The 14,780-nt window shown below is 63.5% G+C and carries 15 protein-coding genes; 10 read left to right on the top strand and 5 right to left on the bottom strand.

Features of this window, described 5'->3' with window-relative positions; genetic code table 11:
- Positions 1–103: 103 nt before the first annotated feature.
- Positions 104–592 carry a DUF1289 domain-containing protein gene (locus AC07SU_RS11500; RefSeq protein WP_176997511.1) on the top strand — a complete coding sequence of 163 codons (489 nt, stop codon included), beginning with the start codon at positions 104–106 and terminating at the stop codon, positions 590–592.
- A 122-nt stretch (positions 593–714) separates the two neighbouring features.
- Here AC07SU_RS11500 and mdeB read toward each other — a convergent pair whose 3' ends face one another.
- Positions 715–3,393, bottom strand: a complete 2,679-nt coding sequence (mdeB, locus tag AC07SU_RS11495; RefSeq protein WP_494997076.1) for an alpha-ketoglutarate dehydrogenase — start codon at positions 3,391–3,393, stop codon at positions 715–717.
- Positions 3,394–3,584: 191 nt separating this feature from the next.
- On the opposite strand from mdeB, the gene AC07SU_RS11490 reads away from it, so the two are divergent.
- The 3 genes from AC07SU_RS11490 to AC07SU_RS11480 all read left to right on the top strand — a co-directional run bounded on the left by AC07SU_RS11490 (position 3,585) and on the right by AC07SU_RS11480 (position 6,339).
- A complete protein-coding gene (locus AC07SU_RS11490) occupies positions 3,585–4,499 on the top strand; it encodes a class I SAM-dependent methyltransferase (protein WP_494997075.1) in 915 nt (304 codons plus the stop codon).
- Between the two features lie 149 nt (positions 4,500–4,648).
- Positions 4,649–5,368, top strand: coding sequence for a phosphatidylcholine synthase (gene pcsA / locus AC07SU_RS11485; RefSeq protein ID WP_494997074.1), 720 nt, complete (start codon positions 4,649–4,651; stop codon positions 5,366–5,368).
- Between the two features lie 191 nt (positions 5,369–5,559).
- Positions 5,560–6,339 carry a TSUP family transporter gene (locus tag AC07SU_RS11480; RefSeq protein ID WP_178923401.1) on the top strand — a complete coding sequence of 260 codons (780 nt, stop codon included), beginning with the start codon at positions 5,560–5,562 and terminating at the stop codon, positions 6,337–6,339.
- Here AC07SU_RS11480 and nudC read toward each other — a convergent pair.
- Positions 6,307–7,140: an NAD(+) diphosphatase gene (nudC, locus tag AC07SU_RS11475; RefSeq protein ID WP_494997073.1), complete on the bottom strand. Its 834-nt coding sequence runs from the start codon at positions 7,138–7,140 to the stop codon at positions 6,307–6,309. The two genes, AC07SU_RS11480 and nudC, sit on opposite strands and share 33 nt — an antisense overlap.
- A gap of 5 nt (positions 7,141–7,145) precedes the next feature.
- A complete protein-coding gene (locus AC07SU_RS11470) occupies positions 7,146–7,958 on the bottom strand; it encodes a crotonase/enoyl-CoA hydratase family protein (RefSeq protein WP_178923397.1) in 813 nt (270 codons plus the stop codon).
- Positions 7,959–8,150: 192 nt separating this feature from the next.
- Here AC07SU_RS11470 and AC07SU_RS11465 point away from each other — a divergent pair, with 192 nt between their 5' ends.
- The 4 genes from AC07SU_RS11465 (at position 8,151) to AC07SU_RS11450 (ending at position 12,261) form a co-directional block, all read left to right on the top strand.
- Positions 8,151–9,419 carry a chloride channel protein gene (locus AC07SU_RS11465; RefSeq protein WP_494997072.1) on the top strand — a complete coding sequence of 423 codons (1,269 nt, stop codon included), beginning with the start codon at positions 8,151–8,153 and terminating at the stop codon, positions 9,417–9,419.
- A 62-nt stretch (positions 9,420–9,481) separates the two neighbouring features.
- A complete protein-coding gene (locus tag AC07SU_RS11460; protein WP_494997071.1) occupies positions 9,482–10,036 on the top strand; it encodes a UPF0149 family protein in 555 nt (184 codons plus the stop codon).
- Positions 10,037–10,582: 546 nt separating this feature from the next.
- The gene (locus tag AC07SU_RS11455; RefSeq protein ID WP_494997070.1) at positions 10,583–11,839 is read left to right on the top strand and encodes a 3-phosphoshikimate 1-carboxyvinyltransferase; all 1,257 of its coding nucleotides are present in this window, start codon (positions 10,583–10,585) and stop codon (positions 11,837–11,839) included.
- Between the two features lie 32 nt (positions 11,840–11,871).
- The gene (locus AC07SU_RS11450; RefSeq protein ID WP_494997069.1) at positions 11,872–12,261 is read left to right on the top strand and encodes a hypothetical protein; all 390 of its coding nucleotides are present in this window, start codon (positions 11,872–11,874) and stop codon (positions 12,259–12,261) included.
- 1 nt (position 12,262) lies between these two features.
- On the opposite strand, the gene AC07SU_RS11445 is transcribed toward AC07SU_RS11450, so the two are convergent.
- A complete protein-coding gene (locus AC07SU_RS11445) occupies positions 12,263–12,862 on the bottom strand; it encodes an NAD(P)H-dependent oxidoreductase (protein WP_494997068.1) in 600 nt (199 codons plus the stop codon).
- A 72-nt stretch (positions 12,863–12,934) separates the two neighbouring features.
- Between AC07SU_RS11445 and AC07SU_RS11440 the strand changes: the two genes are divergently transcribed.
- Both AC07SU_RS11440 and AC07SU_RS11435 read left to right on the top strand, forming a co-directional pair.
- Positions 12,935–13,537 (top strand): TetR/AcrR family transcriptional regulator, encoded by a 603-nt coding sequence (locus AC07SU_RS11440; RefSeq protein ID WP_176998348.1) that lies wholly within the window; start codon positions 12,935–12,937, stop codon positions 13,535–13,537.
- A 112-nt stretch (positions 13,538–13,649) separates the two neighbouring features.
- The gene (locus AC07SU_RS11435) at positions 13,650–14,027 is read left to right on the top strand and encodes a COG4315 family predicted lipoprotein (RefSeq protein WP_176998349.1); all 378 of its coding nucleotides are present in this window, start codon (positions 13,650–13,652) and stop codon (positions 14,025–14,027) included.
- A 75-nt stretch (positions 14,028–14,102) separates the two neighbouring features.
- On the opposite strand, the gene AC07SU_RS11430 is transcribed toward AC07SU_RS11435, so the two are convergent.
- Positions 14,103–14,777, bottom strand: a complete 675-nt coding sequence (locus AC07SU_RS11430; RefSeq protein ID WP_494997067.1) for a GNAT family N-acetyltransferase — start codon at positions 14,775–14,777, stop codon at positions 14,103–14,105.
- Positions 14,778–14,780 lie beyond the last annotated feature (3 nt).

Below are 14,780 nucleotides of genomic sequence, written 5' to 3'. Positions count from 1 at the left end.
CCCCCCCCCCCCCCCCCCCCCCCCCCCCCCCCCCCCCCCCCCCCCCCCCCCCCCCCACCCCGGCTCCTACAGGGTTTGCGTTCACTCTCGTTAAAAAGTTTTTATGCCCAATCAAACCATCAAGACGCCCTGCGTCGGCTTGTGCTCCACCGTTTACGGGGACCTGGTCTGCCGGGGCTGCAAGCGTTATCACCATGAGGTGATCCAGTGGAACGGCTATAACGCCGAGGAAAAGCAGGCGGTGTGGTTGCGCCTGGAGCAGTTGCTGGTGCAGGTGATGGCCAGCAAGCTGGAAGTGTTCGACGCACACCTGCTGCGCCAGCAGCTGGAAAGCCGCAAGATCCGTTTTGTGCCGCACCAGTCGCCGTATTGCTGGGCCTACCAGTTGATTGCCCGGGGTGCGCGGGTGATTTCCAAGCTGGAGGCCTATGGCCTGGCGCTGCTGCCGGAGTTTCGCGAGCGGCACCTGGCGGATTTGCGCGATGCGATTGACCGGGAGTTTTTCCTGTTGTCGGAGGCGCATTACGAGCGGTACATCGCCCCAGGTTTCCTCAAGGAAGCCTTCGGCCCTGCCCTGATTGCCACTATCTAAGCAACACCACAAAACCCATGTGGGAGCTGGCTTGCCTGCGATGGCGGGGGGTCAGCCGATGCATCTGTAGCTGACCCACCGCTATCGCAGGCAAGCCAGCTCCCACAGGTGATCTCTGTTGTTCAGGAGATCCAGGACGCGGCACGCTCCGATTGCAAGCCGTACTTCTCTATTGCCTGTTGGCATACCTCCCGCGCCAAACTCCCCTGCTCCACTAACGCCGTCAGTGCCGCCAGCACGATGTGATGGCGGTCTACCTCGAAGAAATCCCGCAACGCCGCCCGTGTATCACTGCGTCCAAAGCCGTCCGTGCCGAGCACGGTGTAACGGGAATCAACGTACGCACCAATCATCTGCGGCACCGCCCGCACATAGTCGGACACCGCCACCACCGGCGCACCCTGGGGCAGGCACGCGTTCACATGACTCACCCGCGTCGCGTCCTGCGGATGCAGCCGATTCCAGCGCTCCACCTCCCGCGCATCCCGCGCCAGTTCGCTGAAGCTGGTCACGCTGAACACTTCGCTGGTCACCTGCCAATCTTCCGCCAGCAGCTGCGCCGCCGCCTGGGCTTCGCGCACCAGCGTGCCGGAGCCGAGCAGGCGCACTTGGGCATTGGCGGCGCCCTCAAGGCGGTACATGCCCTTGATGATCGCGGCTTCCACGCCGTCCGGCAGGCTCGGCTGCGGGTAGTTTTCGTTCATCAGGGTCACGTAGTAGAACTCGTCCACATCGTGCTCCAGCATCTGGCGCATGCCGTGGTCGAGGATCACCGCAAATTCCCCGGCAAACGCTGGGTCGTAGGCGCGGCAATTGGGCACCGTCGCCGCCATGAGGTGGCTGCTGCCGTCCTGATGCTGCAGGCCTTCGCCGCCCAAGGTGGTGCGCCCGGCCGTGGCGCCCAGCAGAAACCCTCGGGCACGTTGGTCGGCGGCGGCCCAGATCAGGTCGCCGACCCGCTGGAAGCCGAACATCGAGTAATAGATGTAGAACGGCAACATCCGCAGGCCATGCACCGAATAGCTGGTGGCCGCCGCGACCCAGGAACTGATGGCGCTGGCCTCGCTGATGCCCTCTTCGAGGATCTGCCCGTCAGTGGCCTCGCGGTAGCTGAGGATCGAGCCGATGTCTTCCGGCTCGTAGCGCTGGCCCACGCTGGAATAGATGCCGATCTGCTTGAAAAGGTTAGCCATGCCGAAGGTGCGTGCTTCATCCGCCACGATCGGCACGATGCGCGGGCCCAGGGCCTTGTCCTTGAGCAAGTTGGTGAGCATGCGCACAAAGGCCATGGTGGTGGACATTTCCTTGCCGTCGGCCGCCGTGGCAAACCCGGCGTACCCCGTTATCGACGGCACCGCGACCGTTGCCGCCACCGGGCTGCGGCTGGGCACATAGCCGCCCAGCGCATTGCGCCGCTGGTGCAGGTAACGCATTTCAAGGCTGTCATCGGCCGGTTTGAAGAAGCTCAGGGATTCGGTCTGTTCATCGCTCAGCGGCAACTGGAAGCGATTGCGGAAGGCGATCAGCGCGTCGCGGTCGAGTTTCTTCTGCTGGTGGGTGGTCATCTTGCCCTGCCCGGCCTCGCCCATGCCGAAGCCCTTCTTGGTCTGGGCCAGGATCACCGTGGGCTTGCCCTTGACCCGGCGTGCCGCGTGGTAAGCCGCGTGAATCTTGACCATGTCATGGCCGCCGCGCTTGAGGCGGTCGATCTGCTCGTCACTCATGCCTGCCACCAGCGCCTTCAGGGACGCGCTTTGGCCAAAGAAGTGCTCGCGGTTGTAGGCGCCGTCCTTGGCGGCAAAGGTCTGGAATTGGCCGTCGACGGTATTGGACAGGGTGGTGACCAGCGAGCCGTCGGCATCCTTGGCGAGCAAGGCGTCCCAGTCCGAGCCCCAGACCAGTTTGATCACGTTCCAGCCGGCGCCGGCGAACAGCGCTTCCAGTTCGTCGATGATTCGCCCGTTGCCGCGCACCGGGCCGTCGAGGCGCTGCAGGTTGCAGTTGACCACCCAGGTCAGGTTGTCCAGGCCTTCGCGGGCGGCCAGGGTCAGGGCCGACATGCTTTCCGGCTCGTCCATCTCGCCGTCGCCGAACACGCCCCACACATGGCGGTCGGTGGTGTCCTGCAAGTGGCGATGCTGCAAGTAGCGCATGAAGCGCGCCTGGAAAATCGAGCTGATGGGGCCAATGCCCATGGAGCCGGTGGGGAACTGCCAGAAGTCGGGCATCAACCACGGATGGGGGTAGCTGGACAGACCCCGTGCGCCATGGTTGGGGCCGCCGATTTCCTGGCGATAGTGGGCCAGGTCGTGCTCGCTGAGGCGCCCCTCCAGAAACGCACGGGCGTAAATCCCCGGTGCCGAATGCGGCTGGTAGAACACCAGGTCGCCGCCAAAACCTTCATTGCGGGCACGGAAGAAGTGGTTGAAGCCCACTTCGAACAAGTCCGCCGCACTGGCGTAGCTGGCGATATGGCCACCCAGTTCGCCATAGGCCTGGTTGGCGCGCACCACCATGGCCAGGGCGTTCCAGCGCACCAGCGAGGCCAGGCGCTCTTCGGTGGCCAGGTCACCGGGGAATGGCGGTTGCTGTTCGACGCTGATGCTATTGATATAGGGCGTGCCGTGGCGTGGTTTCCAGTCGATGTGCGGGGCGCTGCCTTCACGGGCCAGCAGGTCGAGGATCTGCCGGGCCCGGGCCGGGCCGGCGTTGGCCACCAGGGACGCCAGGGCGTCACGCCACTCGTCCAGCTCTACCTGATCCACTGCTGCGTGATTGACTGCACTCGCGAAACCGTTCATGGGCACCTCCGGGCTTTTTTTCCAGTTTATGTCGGTGCCAAAGGATTATTTGCCTGTTATCAGGCGCAGCTTGCAGCTTTTTGAGCATGAATCACTGCCAACTGGCTTTTTTCCAGCACGTTGTGCTCAAGCACCCCGAAACCCTGCAACTGTGTTTAAAATGCCGCCCGCTCAATGACTGACGCTCAACGATGACCCCAGACGCACTCGCCACCCTGCACGCTCACCTCGTCACCGCCCTGGCCACGCCACCGGACGAAACCCGTCGCCTGTTCCACGGCCGTGGCCGTTGCTGGCCGGGCCTGGAACAACTGACGGTGGACTGGCTGCAAGGCGTGGTGCTGGTCTCGTTGTTCAAGGAACCCGAGGCGCAGCCACTGGCAGACCTGAAACAGCTGCTGCGCACGCAACTGGCCGACTACACCGTGGCCCTGCAACACCGCTACCTGCCGCAAAGCACCACCGAATGGCTGGTGGGCAACCCGGTCGAAGAGCTGATCATCACCGAAGGCGGCCTGCGTTACCTGATCGACCTGGGTAAAAAACAGAATAGCGGGCTGTTCCTCGACATGCGCTACGGCCGCAACTGGGTGCGCGAACAGGCCAAGGGCCAGCGCGTGCTCAACCTGTTTGCCTACACCTGCGGGTTCTCCGTGGCGGCCATCGAAGGCGGTGCCGAGCATGTGGTGAACCTGGACATGGCCCGTGGCGCCTTGAGCCGTGGCCGTGACAATCACCGCCTGAACGGTCATGACCTGAGCCAGGTCAGCTTCCTGGGCCACGACCTGTTCAAGTCCTGGGCCAAGGTCACGCACAACGGCCCTTACGACCTGGTGATCATCGACCCGCCGTCCTTCCAGAAAGGCAGTTTCCTGCTGACCAAGGACTACCAGCGCGTGCTGCGCCGCCTGCCGGACCTGCTCACGCCACAGGGCACGGTACTGGCCTGCATGAACGACCCGGCCCTGGGCGAAGACTTCCTGATCGACGGCGTGACCCGCGAAGCGCCGGGCCTGCGTTTTATCGAACGGCTGCAAAACCCGCCGGAATTTCCTGATATTGACCCGCAAAGTGGCTTGAAGGCCTTGGTGTTCCGCCAGGGCTGATGCCGAATCGTCCTACGCTTGCTACGCTAAGTGATACACCGGGGCGGTGAACCTTATCCCCCCCTTCCCGGTCGATACCTGCATTCCCCGGCCAGACTCGACGGCGTTACGTTGTCGGCTGCCCCGTTTCACCTTTTGGAGAACCGCCCGTGATATCGACCCTGCATGTAGCCAGACTCAAAGCCTGGGGCGCCCACGGCTTCACCGCCACCGGTGTGGTGCTGGCCTTTCTGGCCACCCTGGCGCTGCTGGAAAACTCGCCCAAGGCCTGCCTGCTGTGGCTGGGCCTGGCGCTGGTGGTCGATGGCGTCGACGGTTCCCTGGCACGCCGGGTCAATGTGAGCACCGTGTTGCCGAGCTTCGACGGCTCGGTGCTGGACCTGGTGATCGACTACCTGACCTACGTGTTCATCCCGGCGCTGTTCATCTACCGCTACATCGACCTGCCGGACTTCACCCATCTGTTCACGGTGTCGGTGATTTTGGTGTCGTCACTGTTCTGTTTCTGCAACGTGAACATGAAGAGCAAGGACAACTACTTTGTCGGCTTCCCGGCGGCGTGGAACGTGGTGGCGCTGTGCGTGTACATCATCCAGCCGGAGGCCTGGGTCACCTTGCTCACGGTGATCGGCCTGGCACTGCTGACCGTGACGCCGATGAAGTTCCTGCACCCGTTCCGGGTCAAGCGCTTCATGCCAATCAATATCGCCGTCACCACGATCTGGCTGCTGTGCAGCTTCCTGATGGTGGTGGACTACCCGAACACCAACCCGTGGACGTTTGGGTTGTGGTCGCTGATGTCGGCGTATTTCCTGGGGATTTGTGTGTGGCGTACGGCGCTTGAGTGGATCGAAACACACAGGTCCTAAGCGGGCACCGTAAGAATGTGGGAGCTGGCTTGCCTGCGATAGCGGTGGGTCAGTCAACCTATCGGTAGCAGGTCCACCGTCATCGCAGGCAAGCCAGCTCCCACATTGGAACTACCTACCTCCGGCAGGTAAGATGCAGGCCTTTGGCGCAGCCCCTTCGCTGCGCACCCTGCCAAGAATAAGCCCTGCCCATGCCCTTCGAACTCAGCGTTGACCTCACCACCCTCGCCATCCTGGCGCTTGTCGCCTTTATCGCCGGTTTCATCGACGCCATCGCGGGCGGCGGCGGTCTGCTGACCACACCGGCCCTGCTCACGGCCGGCATGCCACCGCACCTGGTGCTGGGCACCAACAAGCTCAGCTCCACCTTCGGCTCGGCCACCGCCAGTTTCACCTTTTACCGCCGCAAGCTGTTCCACCCACGCCAGTGGGTGCATGCCATCGTCGGCACATTGATCGGCGCATTGAGCGGCGCCGTGGTCGCCCACTACCTGCCCGCCGAAACCCTGAACAAAATGCTGCCGGTGATTGTGTTCGCCTGTGGCGTGTACCTGCTGTTCGGCGGCACGCCCAAGGCGCCGCTGGACGCCGATGCGCCGATCAAGAAGAAATGGCAATCCACCCAGGGTTTCGGCCTGGGCTTCTACGACGGCGTGGCCGGCCCGGGCACCGGGGCGTTCTGGACCGTGAGCACCATGCTGCTGCACCCCATCGACCTGGTGAAGGCCAGCGGCGTGGCGCGCAGCATGAACTTCGTCAGCAACGCGGGCGCGCTGACGGTGTTCATCATCAATGGTTCGGTGGACTGGATCGTCGGCCTGGCAATGGGCGTTTCGGTGATGTGCGGCGCGTTCTTTGGCGCCCGCAGCGCAATCAGCGGCGGCGCCAAATTCATTCGCCCGGTGTTCATCACCGTGGTCCTCGGCCTGACAGTACGCCTAGCCTGGCAGCACTGGTTCAGCGTGGCCTAAGCGACGGGCCAGGTAGAGGTCGATCAGGTAGCGCGCAATCGAACGTGACGCCGGCAACGGCGGCAGGTCGTGGATGTTGAACCACTGCGCGTCTTCGATCTCGTCGGCCTGGGGCACGATGTCGCCACCGGCGTATTCGGCATGGAAGCCCAGCATCATCGAGTGCGGGAACGGCCAGCACTGGCTGCCCATGTACTGGATGTTTTTGACCTCCACCTGCACCTCTTCGCGCACCTCGCGGATCAGGCAGTCTTCGGCCGACTCCCCCGGCTCGGCAAACCCCGCCAGCGTGCTGTACACACCCGTGACAAAGCGTGGCGAACGGGCCAACAGGATCTCATCGCCACGGGTCACCAGCACAATCATGCTCGGCGAAATGCGTGGGTAGCTGCGCAGGTCGCAGGCCTGGCAATGCATCGCACGCTCGCGGGGCACCTGGACCATGGCCTGGCCGCAACTGCCACAAAAACGGTGTTCGCGCGCCCAGGTGCCGATCTGCGCGGCGTAACCCAACACTTTGTACAGCGTGTGGTCGCCTTGCAGCATGAACGCGCGCAGGCCCTGCCAGCTGCAACCTTCCACCTCGGCGGCGGCGTCCAGCTCCAGCAGGTAGACCGGCTCGCCGTCGAGGTGGCCGATACCGTGTTCGGCAAACACCGCCAGGTCCTGGCGCTTGAGCCATTCCCGGGGGAACAGCGGGCCGTTGGCGTCATGCAAGAAGCCGTCGCGGCTGCGGGCGACGGCCCAGCCGCCAGGGGTGTCGTTGTCCAGAAGTGTTGTGGTAATCCAGCCTGGGGTCATGTCAGTCAATCCACGAATTCGGGTTTCTGCTTACTCATGTGGGCCGCGATGGCCACGCGCAGGTCGTTGGATTGCAACATAGCCGAGTTCCAGGTGGCAACGTATTCCAGACCATCATTGACTGTGTGGTCACGCATGTAGCTGATCATGGCCTTGGTGCCAGCCACGGCAATCGGCGACTTGGCGGCGATTTCGTGGGCGATCTCCATCACCCCGGCCAACAGGCTTTCCTGATCGGGATAGACGCGATTGACCAGGCCGATGCTGCGCGCTTCCTCGGCGCCGAACTGGCGGCCGGTGTAGGCCAGCTCGCGCAACATGCCGTCGCCGATGATGCGCGGCAGGCGTTGCAGGGTGCCGACGTCGGCGGCCATACCGATGTCGATTTCCTTGATGGAGAACTGCGCGCCCTCGGCGGCGTAGCGCATGTCGCAGGCGCTGATCAGGTCGATCGCACCGCCGATGCAGTAGCCCTGCACGGCCGCCAGCACCGGCTTGCGGCAGTTGTCGACGGCATTGAACGAGGCTTGCAGCTCAAGGATCTTGCGGCGCAGCAGGCGTGCGTTGCGGCCCACGTCCTTGCCGAATTCATTGGCCACCGAAGCCAGCATCATCAGGTCGATGCCAGACGAAAAATGCTTGCCGGCCCCGCTGAGCACCACGGCGCGCACGGCGTCGGTGTCTTCGACCCACTGGAAGATGTCGATGATTTCGGTCCAGAACGCGGCGTTCATCGCGTTGATCTTTTCCGGGCGGTTGATCTGCACATGGGCAACGTTGCCGGTGAGTTCGACGACGAAAGCTTGGTATTCGGACATGGCAGTGATCCCTGACTGGCGAGTAGTAAGGCCCGAACTATACCAAGGGTGCAGGACGGCGCATCGGCCAAAACCGGGACTGGCAAAGGTAATGAAATGTTGTGGCGCGGCGCTTCATGCAGCGGCGATACATTTCACCCAGGGCAGGCGATTTATCGGCTATACAATCAGGGCCATTGTCTGGAGTTGTGTATGCCGTCCACGTTTCGCTCATCGTTGATACTGGCCCTGGTGGTCGTGCTGACCGGCATCGGCGCGGGGCTTGGCGGCATGCTCCTGGCGTTGCTGCTGCACGGTATTCAACACCTGGCCTACGGCTACAGCCTCGACAGCCTGGTCAGCCACGAAACTTTCCTGCTCGGCGTGACCGCGGCCGCCCCCGAACGGCGCTTGCTGGTGCTGGTGGTGTGTGGCCTGGTGGCCGGGTTCGGCTGGTGGCTGATTTATCACTATGGCCGGCCGCTGGTGAGCATCAAGCAGGCGGTGTCGGAGAAGATGCCGATCATGCCGCCCAAGACCACCCTCGCCCACGCCGTGCTGCAGATCATCACCGTGGCCCTCGGCTCGCCCCTGGGCCGTGAAGTGGCGCCACGGGAAGTCGGGGCCTTGGCCGCCACCTGGTTATCGCAGCGGGCGCGACTCGCCCCGCCGATGCATCGCCTGATCGTCGCCTGCGGCGCCGGCGCAGGCCTGGCGGCGGTGTACAACGTGCCGTTGGGCGGCGCGGTGTTCGTGCTGGAAGTGCTGGTGGGCGTGTTCAGTTGGCCCGCCGCGGTGATTGCCTTGGCGACTTCGGCGATTGCCGCTTCGGTGGCGTGGATCGGGTTGGGTGCCGAATCCCAATACGTGGTGCCGCACTTCGTGCTGAGCCCGGCCTTGATCGCCTGGGCGGTGGTGTGCGGGCCAGTGTTCGGGTTGGCCGCTTACGGTTTCACCCGGCTCACCGGCCGCGCACGGGCGAATGCCGCACGAGGCTGGCGCCTGCCGGTGTTGTCAGTGATCAACTTCACGGTCATCGGCGTGTTGGCGATGTGGCTGCCGCAAATCCTCGGCAATGGCAAAGGCCCGGCACAACTGGGGTTCGACAACGAACTGAGCATTGGCCTGGCCGCGCTGCTGTTGCTGGTCAAGGTGCTGATCACCACCAGCAGCCTGCGCGCCGGCGCCGAAGGCGGGCTATTGACGCCGGGCCTGGCCAACGGCGCACTGCTGGCGATCATCCTTGGTGGCGCCTGGAGCCTGGCGTGGCCGGGCGTCCCCCTGGGGGCGTTTGCGATCATCGGTGCGGCGGCTTTTCTGGCGTCCAGCATGAGCATGCCGCTGACGGCGATTGTGCTGGTGGCGGAATTCACCCGTATTGAGCATGACTTCCTGGTGCCCATCATCCTCGCAGTGGTGGGCTCGATGTGCGTGAGCAAGCTGTGCCAGCGCCTGGAAAGTACTGGAAAAAAACCGTCCTAAGTACCATCCTTCGCGCTTTAAGCCGCCCCACCTGCGGCGCTCGACGTTTAAAGGATATGCCCATGCACGCCCACCCCCTCACCCCGGCCGAATTCGAATTCATCGAAGACACCCTGCTCAAATACGGCGACGACCATTCCGTACTGAACCTGGCCGAACTCGACGGCTACTTCACCGCCCTGGTGTCCAGCCCGGCCCAGGTGGACGTGGCCGAGTGGTTCCCGGCGATCTGGGGCGGGCAAAACCCCGAGTGGGAAAACATGGACGAAGCACAACGCTTCCTCGAACTGTGCGTGCGCCACCTCAACACCCTCGCCGAACAACTGGCGACCGACGCCAGCGGCTTCAAGGCCCGCTTCGACGAAACCGACCACCAGGGCCACACCGTGACCCTCGCCGAAGAATGGTGCTTCGGCTACATCCGCGGCGCCGCCATCGGCAACTGGCCGGAACTGCCAGCCGCCCAGGCTGCAGAGCTGGAAAAAATCTCCTGGTGCGCCGAACAAGACAACTTCGAACTGCCCGCCGACCTGGATGTACAGGCGCACCAACAACGCGTCAGCCAAATCGAACCCGCTGCACGGGCGCTGCATGACTACTGGTTGGTAAAACGGTAACCGCCTGAGACCGAGGCGCCTGCATCGCCGGCAAGCCGGCTCCTACAGGGGAATGCGGTCGGCAAACGCTACCGGTCGGCTCTAAGGCCGCCGCGTCTGCTTTTGATCTTAGGCGCCCCGTCAAACACGCTGGCCGGAATTCGGCAGGGATTTGGGGGGTAAACCGGCAGGGATGCCGGTTTAGCCGCCCCGCGCCATGGAGGGCGCGTGGCGGCGGCCCCCCAAATACCTGTCGGATTACGGGCACACCGAGCCTAGGCGAGGTGCCGAGTGTTGGGGCAAGAGCGTTTTGCTTACTTTTGCGCTCCATCAAAAGTGAGCCGCTGTAAGAGCGGAACCAATAGCCGCCGTTACCAAAGAAATGGATATGTACACCGTGAGGCCGCCATCGCAGGCAAGCCAGCTCCCACAGGTGGATTGATGCACAACCAGAAAATACCGGTGGCCGTTACCCCGCGCTCGACAAGCACCGCATCTATACCCGATTATTCGGGTCCGCCCGTCGGCCACTCCGTGCCACCTTGCCTTGATCAGGAGCCCTGTACCTTGAGTTCGCAAAAAACCGTGACCGTTACACCGCCCAACTTCCCCCTCAATGGCAAGGTCGCGCCCCCCGGCTCCAAATCCATCACCAACCGCGCCCTCCTGCTGGCCGCCCTCGCCAAAGGCACCAGCCGCCTGAGCGGCGCCCTCAAAAGCGACGACACCCGCCACATGTCCGTGGCCCTGCGCCAAATGGGCGTGACCATCGACGAACCCGACGACACCACTTTCGTCGTCACCGGCTCCGGCAAACTGCAACTGCCCACCCAGCCCCTGTTCCTCGGCAACGCCGGCACCGCCATGCGCTTTCTGACCGCCGCCGTGGCCACCGTTGAAGGCACCGTGGTGCTGGACGGCGACGACTACATGCAAAAACGCCCGATCGGTCCCCTGCTGGCCACCCTCGGCCAGAACGGCATCAAGGTTGACAGCCCCACCGGCTGCCCACCGGTCACCGTGCATGGCGTGGGCAAGGTGCAGGCCAAGCGGTTTGAAATCGACGGCGGTTTGTCCAGCCAATACGTGTCGGCCCTGCTGATGCTCGCGGCGTGCGGCGAAGCGCCGATTGAAGTGGCATTGACCGGCAAGGACATCGGCGCCCGTGGCTACGTGGACCTCACCCTGGACTGCATGCGCGCCTTCGGTGCCCAAGTGGAAGCCGTCAACGACACCACCTGGCGCGTCGCGCCTACCGGCTACACCGCCCATGACTACCTGATCGAACCGGACGCCTCCGCTGCCACCTACCTGTGGGCCGCCGAAGTGCTGACCGCTGGCCGCATCGACATCGGCGTGGCCGCCCAGGACTTCACCCAGCCGGACGCCAAGGCCCAGGCCGTGATCGCCCAGTTCCCGAACATGCAGGCCACGGTGGTCGGTTCGCAGATGCAGGACGCCATCCCGACCCTCGCAGTGCTGGCAGCGTTCAACAACACCCCGGTGCGCTTCACCGAGCTGGCCAACTTGCGCGTGAAGGAATGCGACCGCGTGCAAGCGCTGCATGACGGCCTCAACGAAATCCGCCCGGGCCTCGCGACCATCGAAGGCGACGACCTGATTGTGGCCAGCGACCCGGCACTGGCCGGCACCGCTTGCAACGCGCTGATCGACACCCACGCCGATCACCGCATCGCCATGTGCTTTGCACTGGCGGGCCTGAAGGTGGCGGGCATCCGCATCCAGGACCCGGACTGCGTGGCCAAGACCTATCCTGAGTACTGGAAGGCCCTGGGCAGTCTTGGGGTTCAACTGAGCTACTGAGCACCAGGCGCTGGAAGGGGGAGGCATTGCACATGAACATTCGCCAGCCCTGCCCACCCGGCGCCTGTGACTGCCAGCGCGAACAGCTGTTGGAGGCGCTGGGCAGCGACCAGCGCATCCTCCAGCTCACGCGCCAGGAAGAGAAAAAACTGCTCGAGCGCCTCGAAGACCTCAAGAGCCTGCAAGACCTCGAACGCATGCAACAGCTGATGTACCAGCAATTGGGCATCCGCGTGCATGTCGCGCCAGGCCACACCGAGGTCAAGAGCATGCGCGGGATCCAGATCGTCATCGACGACCTGCCAGGCCTGTGCCGTAAAACTAGACAATCGATCCCGGCCGCGATTCGCCGTGGCATGGAGAAGCGCCCGGAAATCGCCTACCGCCTGCTCGATGCCCACGACCTGTTTCGCGAAGGTTGACTCAGCCCGCCACCGCCTGCGTTTCAAACACGTTCATGCCGATGGACTTGGCCTTGTGCAGATGAACCTGTGCACTGCCGCTTTCCGACTCCAGCAACAATTCGGACGTCACCACCTGCGCGCCGCAGTAATCGAATATCCCGTAGTCGATCTGGGTGCCCATGGCCTTGGCATAACCGTGGCGTTCAAACGCGCTTGCATCGGCGGCGCCCAGCGCCAGCAGGTGCACCTGCAAGTGCCGCAGTTTTTTCACCACCGGGGTGTCCGGGCCGTAATCGATGGCCCAGCCATTAACGAACACGCGGTCGACCCAGCCCTTGAGCAATGCCGGCATCGACCACCAATAAATCGGGAAGGCCAGCACCAGCGCATCGGCGCGGTCGATACGCGCCTGTTCGGCGAGCACGTCGGCGGGCGGTGTGGCGCGGGTGCGGTGCACGAGGTGGTCTGCGGCGCTGTAACGTGGATCGAAGCCTTCGGCGGCCAGGTCGGCGATTTCGTAGGTGTGGCCTGCGGCCGCGAGCCCCGTGGCGACATGTGCGGCCAGGCTGTGGGTGAGGGATTGCGGGTCGTGATGAGCGACAACGATAAGTGCATGCATGACAGTGGCTCCCTTTCGGCTTAAGCTACGATTAGTAAGTTACGCCGATTAAGTTACTTTTGGTATATAAGCATGTCAAGCAGTGAATCCCCTGCCCCACGCCGTCGCCTGTCCCGTGAAGATCGCCTGCGCCAACTGTTGGATGTGGCCTGGCAGCTGGTGCGCGACGAAGGCACCGAAGCCCTGACCCTGGGCCGCCTGGCCGAACTGGCGGGTGTGACCAAGCCGGTGGTCTACGACCATTTTGTTACCCGTGCGGGCCTGCTGGCGGCGCTCTATGAAGATTTCGACGGGCGCCAGAACCAGGTGTTTAGCGATGCCATCGAAGCCAGCGCGGCCACCCTGGATGACCGCGCCTGGGTGATCGCCTCGTCCTATGTCGATTGCGTGTTGCTACAAGGGCGGGAGATTCCCGGGGTGATCGCGGCGCTGAGCAGTTCGCCGGAACTGGAAACCCTCAAGCGCGAGTACGAGGCGATTTTCCTGGCCAAGTGTCGCGACGCGCTGTCGCCGTTCGCGGCGGCTGGCAGCGTGTCACAGGCGGGCCTGCGCGCCATGCTCGGGGCGGCGGAAGCATTGTCCCACGCGGCGGCCAGTGGCGAGATCAGCCGTGAAGAGGCGCAACAGGAGTTACTGGCGACGATCCTGGCGATGGTCAATCGTGCGCGCGGTTAAATAATTATTCACGTGCGAGGAATAAAGCGGCGCGGCGGGTGTTTACCTGAGTACGGCGTGTGAATACAGCACATGGCCAGTACCCAAACCAGAAAAGACCCAGGAGTTTGACATGCTGAACAAACGCTCCCTTGCTGCTGCCATCCTGATTGCCTGTGCTTCGTCCATGGCCTTCGCCGCCCCTGCCAAAATCGCCGACAGCGCCAAAGGCAAAGTGTTGGTGGACAGCAAAGGCATGACGCTTTACACCTTCGCCAAAGACAGCGCCGGCAAGTCGGCCTGCAGCGGCCAGTGCCTGGCCAACTGGCCGGCGTTCACCGCTTCGGCCGCCGCCAAGGATGCCGACGGCTACACCGTGATCACCCGTGACGACGGCAGCAAGCAATGGGCCTACAAGGGCCAGGCGCTGTACACCTGGGTCAAGGACAGCAAGCCGGGCGACATCACCGGTGACGGCGTTGGCGGCAACTGGAACCTGGCCAAGCCATAAGCAAACCCCGCCCCTGTAGGAGCCCGCTTGCGGGCGATAGCGAATTTGAGGGCGCCATCGCCGGCAAGCCGGCTCCTACAGGTTTTGTACGAAGCGTTGGGCTTTGTGCGTGAGCTGGTCGAGGTGGCGGTCACGCTGTTTCTCGGCATCCACCATTGCGCGCTTGCCGTGCTTTTGCAGCAAGTAGGTGTGAATCTGCCGCACTTCCAATGAGCTGTAGATCGACGCCACATCCAGCACGCCCATCAGGCCATCCGTTGCGTAATCCCGCGTGTTCATCAGCACCTGGGTGCCCCGCGCGCCGCGCACTTGAAAGCCCATGGCCTCGAACGCCGGCACCTTCTCCACCGCACAGGCCAGTTCGGCGTGGGGGTAGTGCGCCAGCACGTCCTGCAGCATCGCCCGCGCCACGCCTTGGCGCCGCTTGCCGGCCTGCACCGCCATGAACGCAATGCCACACGCCTCGGGATCGTCCTTGACCGGCAGGTACAGCACAAAGCCGACGACCTGTTCCGGGTCTTGCGCGTCGGTGGCAACGATCAACTCGACCGCAATGCCCTTGGCTCCGCCCAGTGCCTCCAGGTACAGGTGCACCTCAAAACCGATCGCATATTGGTAGATGTTGTACAGCAAGTTGCTCGGCGGCAGCGCCACGCTGCTGATGTCGGTGAGGTTGTCCACCACCATTTGCAGGATCTGACCGTTGATAGGCTCGGGGCACGGGGTGGTGTAACGGGTAAGGCTGAACATGCA

The sequence above is a fragment of the Pseudomonas sp. GW821-FHT05H12 genome, from assembly GCF_059419385.1.
Note: the sequence above shows the minus strand (reverse complement) of the source record. Positions and strands in the feature narration are given on the sequence as shown.

Coding starts and splice junctions, on each gene's coding strand:
- AC07SU_RS11490 (WP_494997075.1), top strand. CDS start 3,585: ATGACCCCAGACGCACTCGCCACCCTGCACGCTCACCTCGTCACCGCC.
- AC07SU_RS11460 (WP_494997071.1), top strand. CDS start 9,482: ATGCACGCCCACCCCCTCACCCCGGCCGAATTCGAATTCATCGAAGAC.
- AC07SU_RS11470 (WP_178923397.1), bottom strand. CDS start 7,958: ATGTCCGAATACCAAGCTTTCGTCGTCGAACTCACCGGCAACGTTGCC.
- AC07SU_RS11430 (WP_494997067.1), bottom strand. CDS start 14,777: ATGTTCAGCCTTACCCGTTACACCACCCCGTGCCCCGAGCCTATCAAC.
- AC07SU_RS11450 (WP_494997069.1), top strand. CDS start 11,872: ATGAACATTCGCCAGCCCTGCCCACCCGGCGCCTGTGACTGCCAGCGC.
- AC07SU_RS11435 (WP_176998349.1), top strand. CDS start 13,650: ATGCTGAACAAACGCTCCCTTGCTGCTGCCATCCTGATTGCCTGTGCT.
- AC07SU_RS11480 (WP_178923401.1), top strand. CDS start 5,560: ATGCCCTTCGAACTCAGCGTTGACCTCACCACCCTCGCCATCCTGGCG.
- AC07SU_RS11445 (WP_494997068.1), bottom strand. CDS start 12,862: ATGCATGCACTTATCGTTGTCGCTCATCACGACCCGCAATCCCTCACC.
- mdeB (WP_494997076.1), bottom strand. CDS start 3,393: ATGAACGGTTTCGCGAGTGCAGTCAATCACGCAGCAGTGGATCAGGTA.
- AC07SU_RS11440 (WP_176998348.1), top strand. CDS start 12,935: ATGTCAAGCAGTGAATCCCCTGCCCCACGCCGTCGCCTGTCCCGTGAA.
- AC07SU_RS11500 (WP_176997511.1), top strand. CDS start 104: ATGCCCAATCAAACCATCAAGACGCCCTGCGTCGGCTTGTGCTCCACC.
- nudC (WP_494997073.1), bottom strand. CDS start 7,140: ATGACCCCAGGCTGGATTACCACAACACTTCTGGACAACGACACCCCT.
- AC07SU_RS11465 (WP_494997072.1), top strand. CDS start 8,151: ATGCCGTCCACGTTTCGCTCATCGTTGATACTGGCCCTGGTGGTCGTG.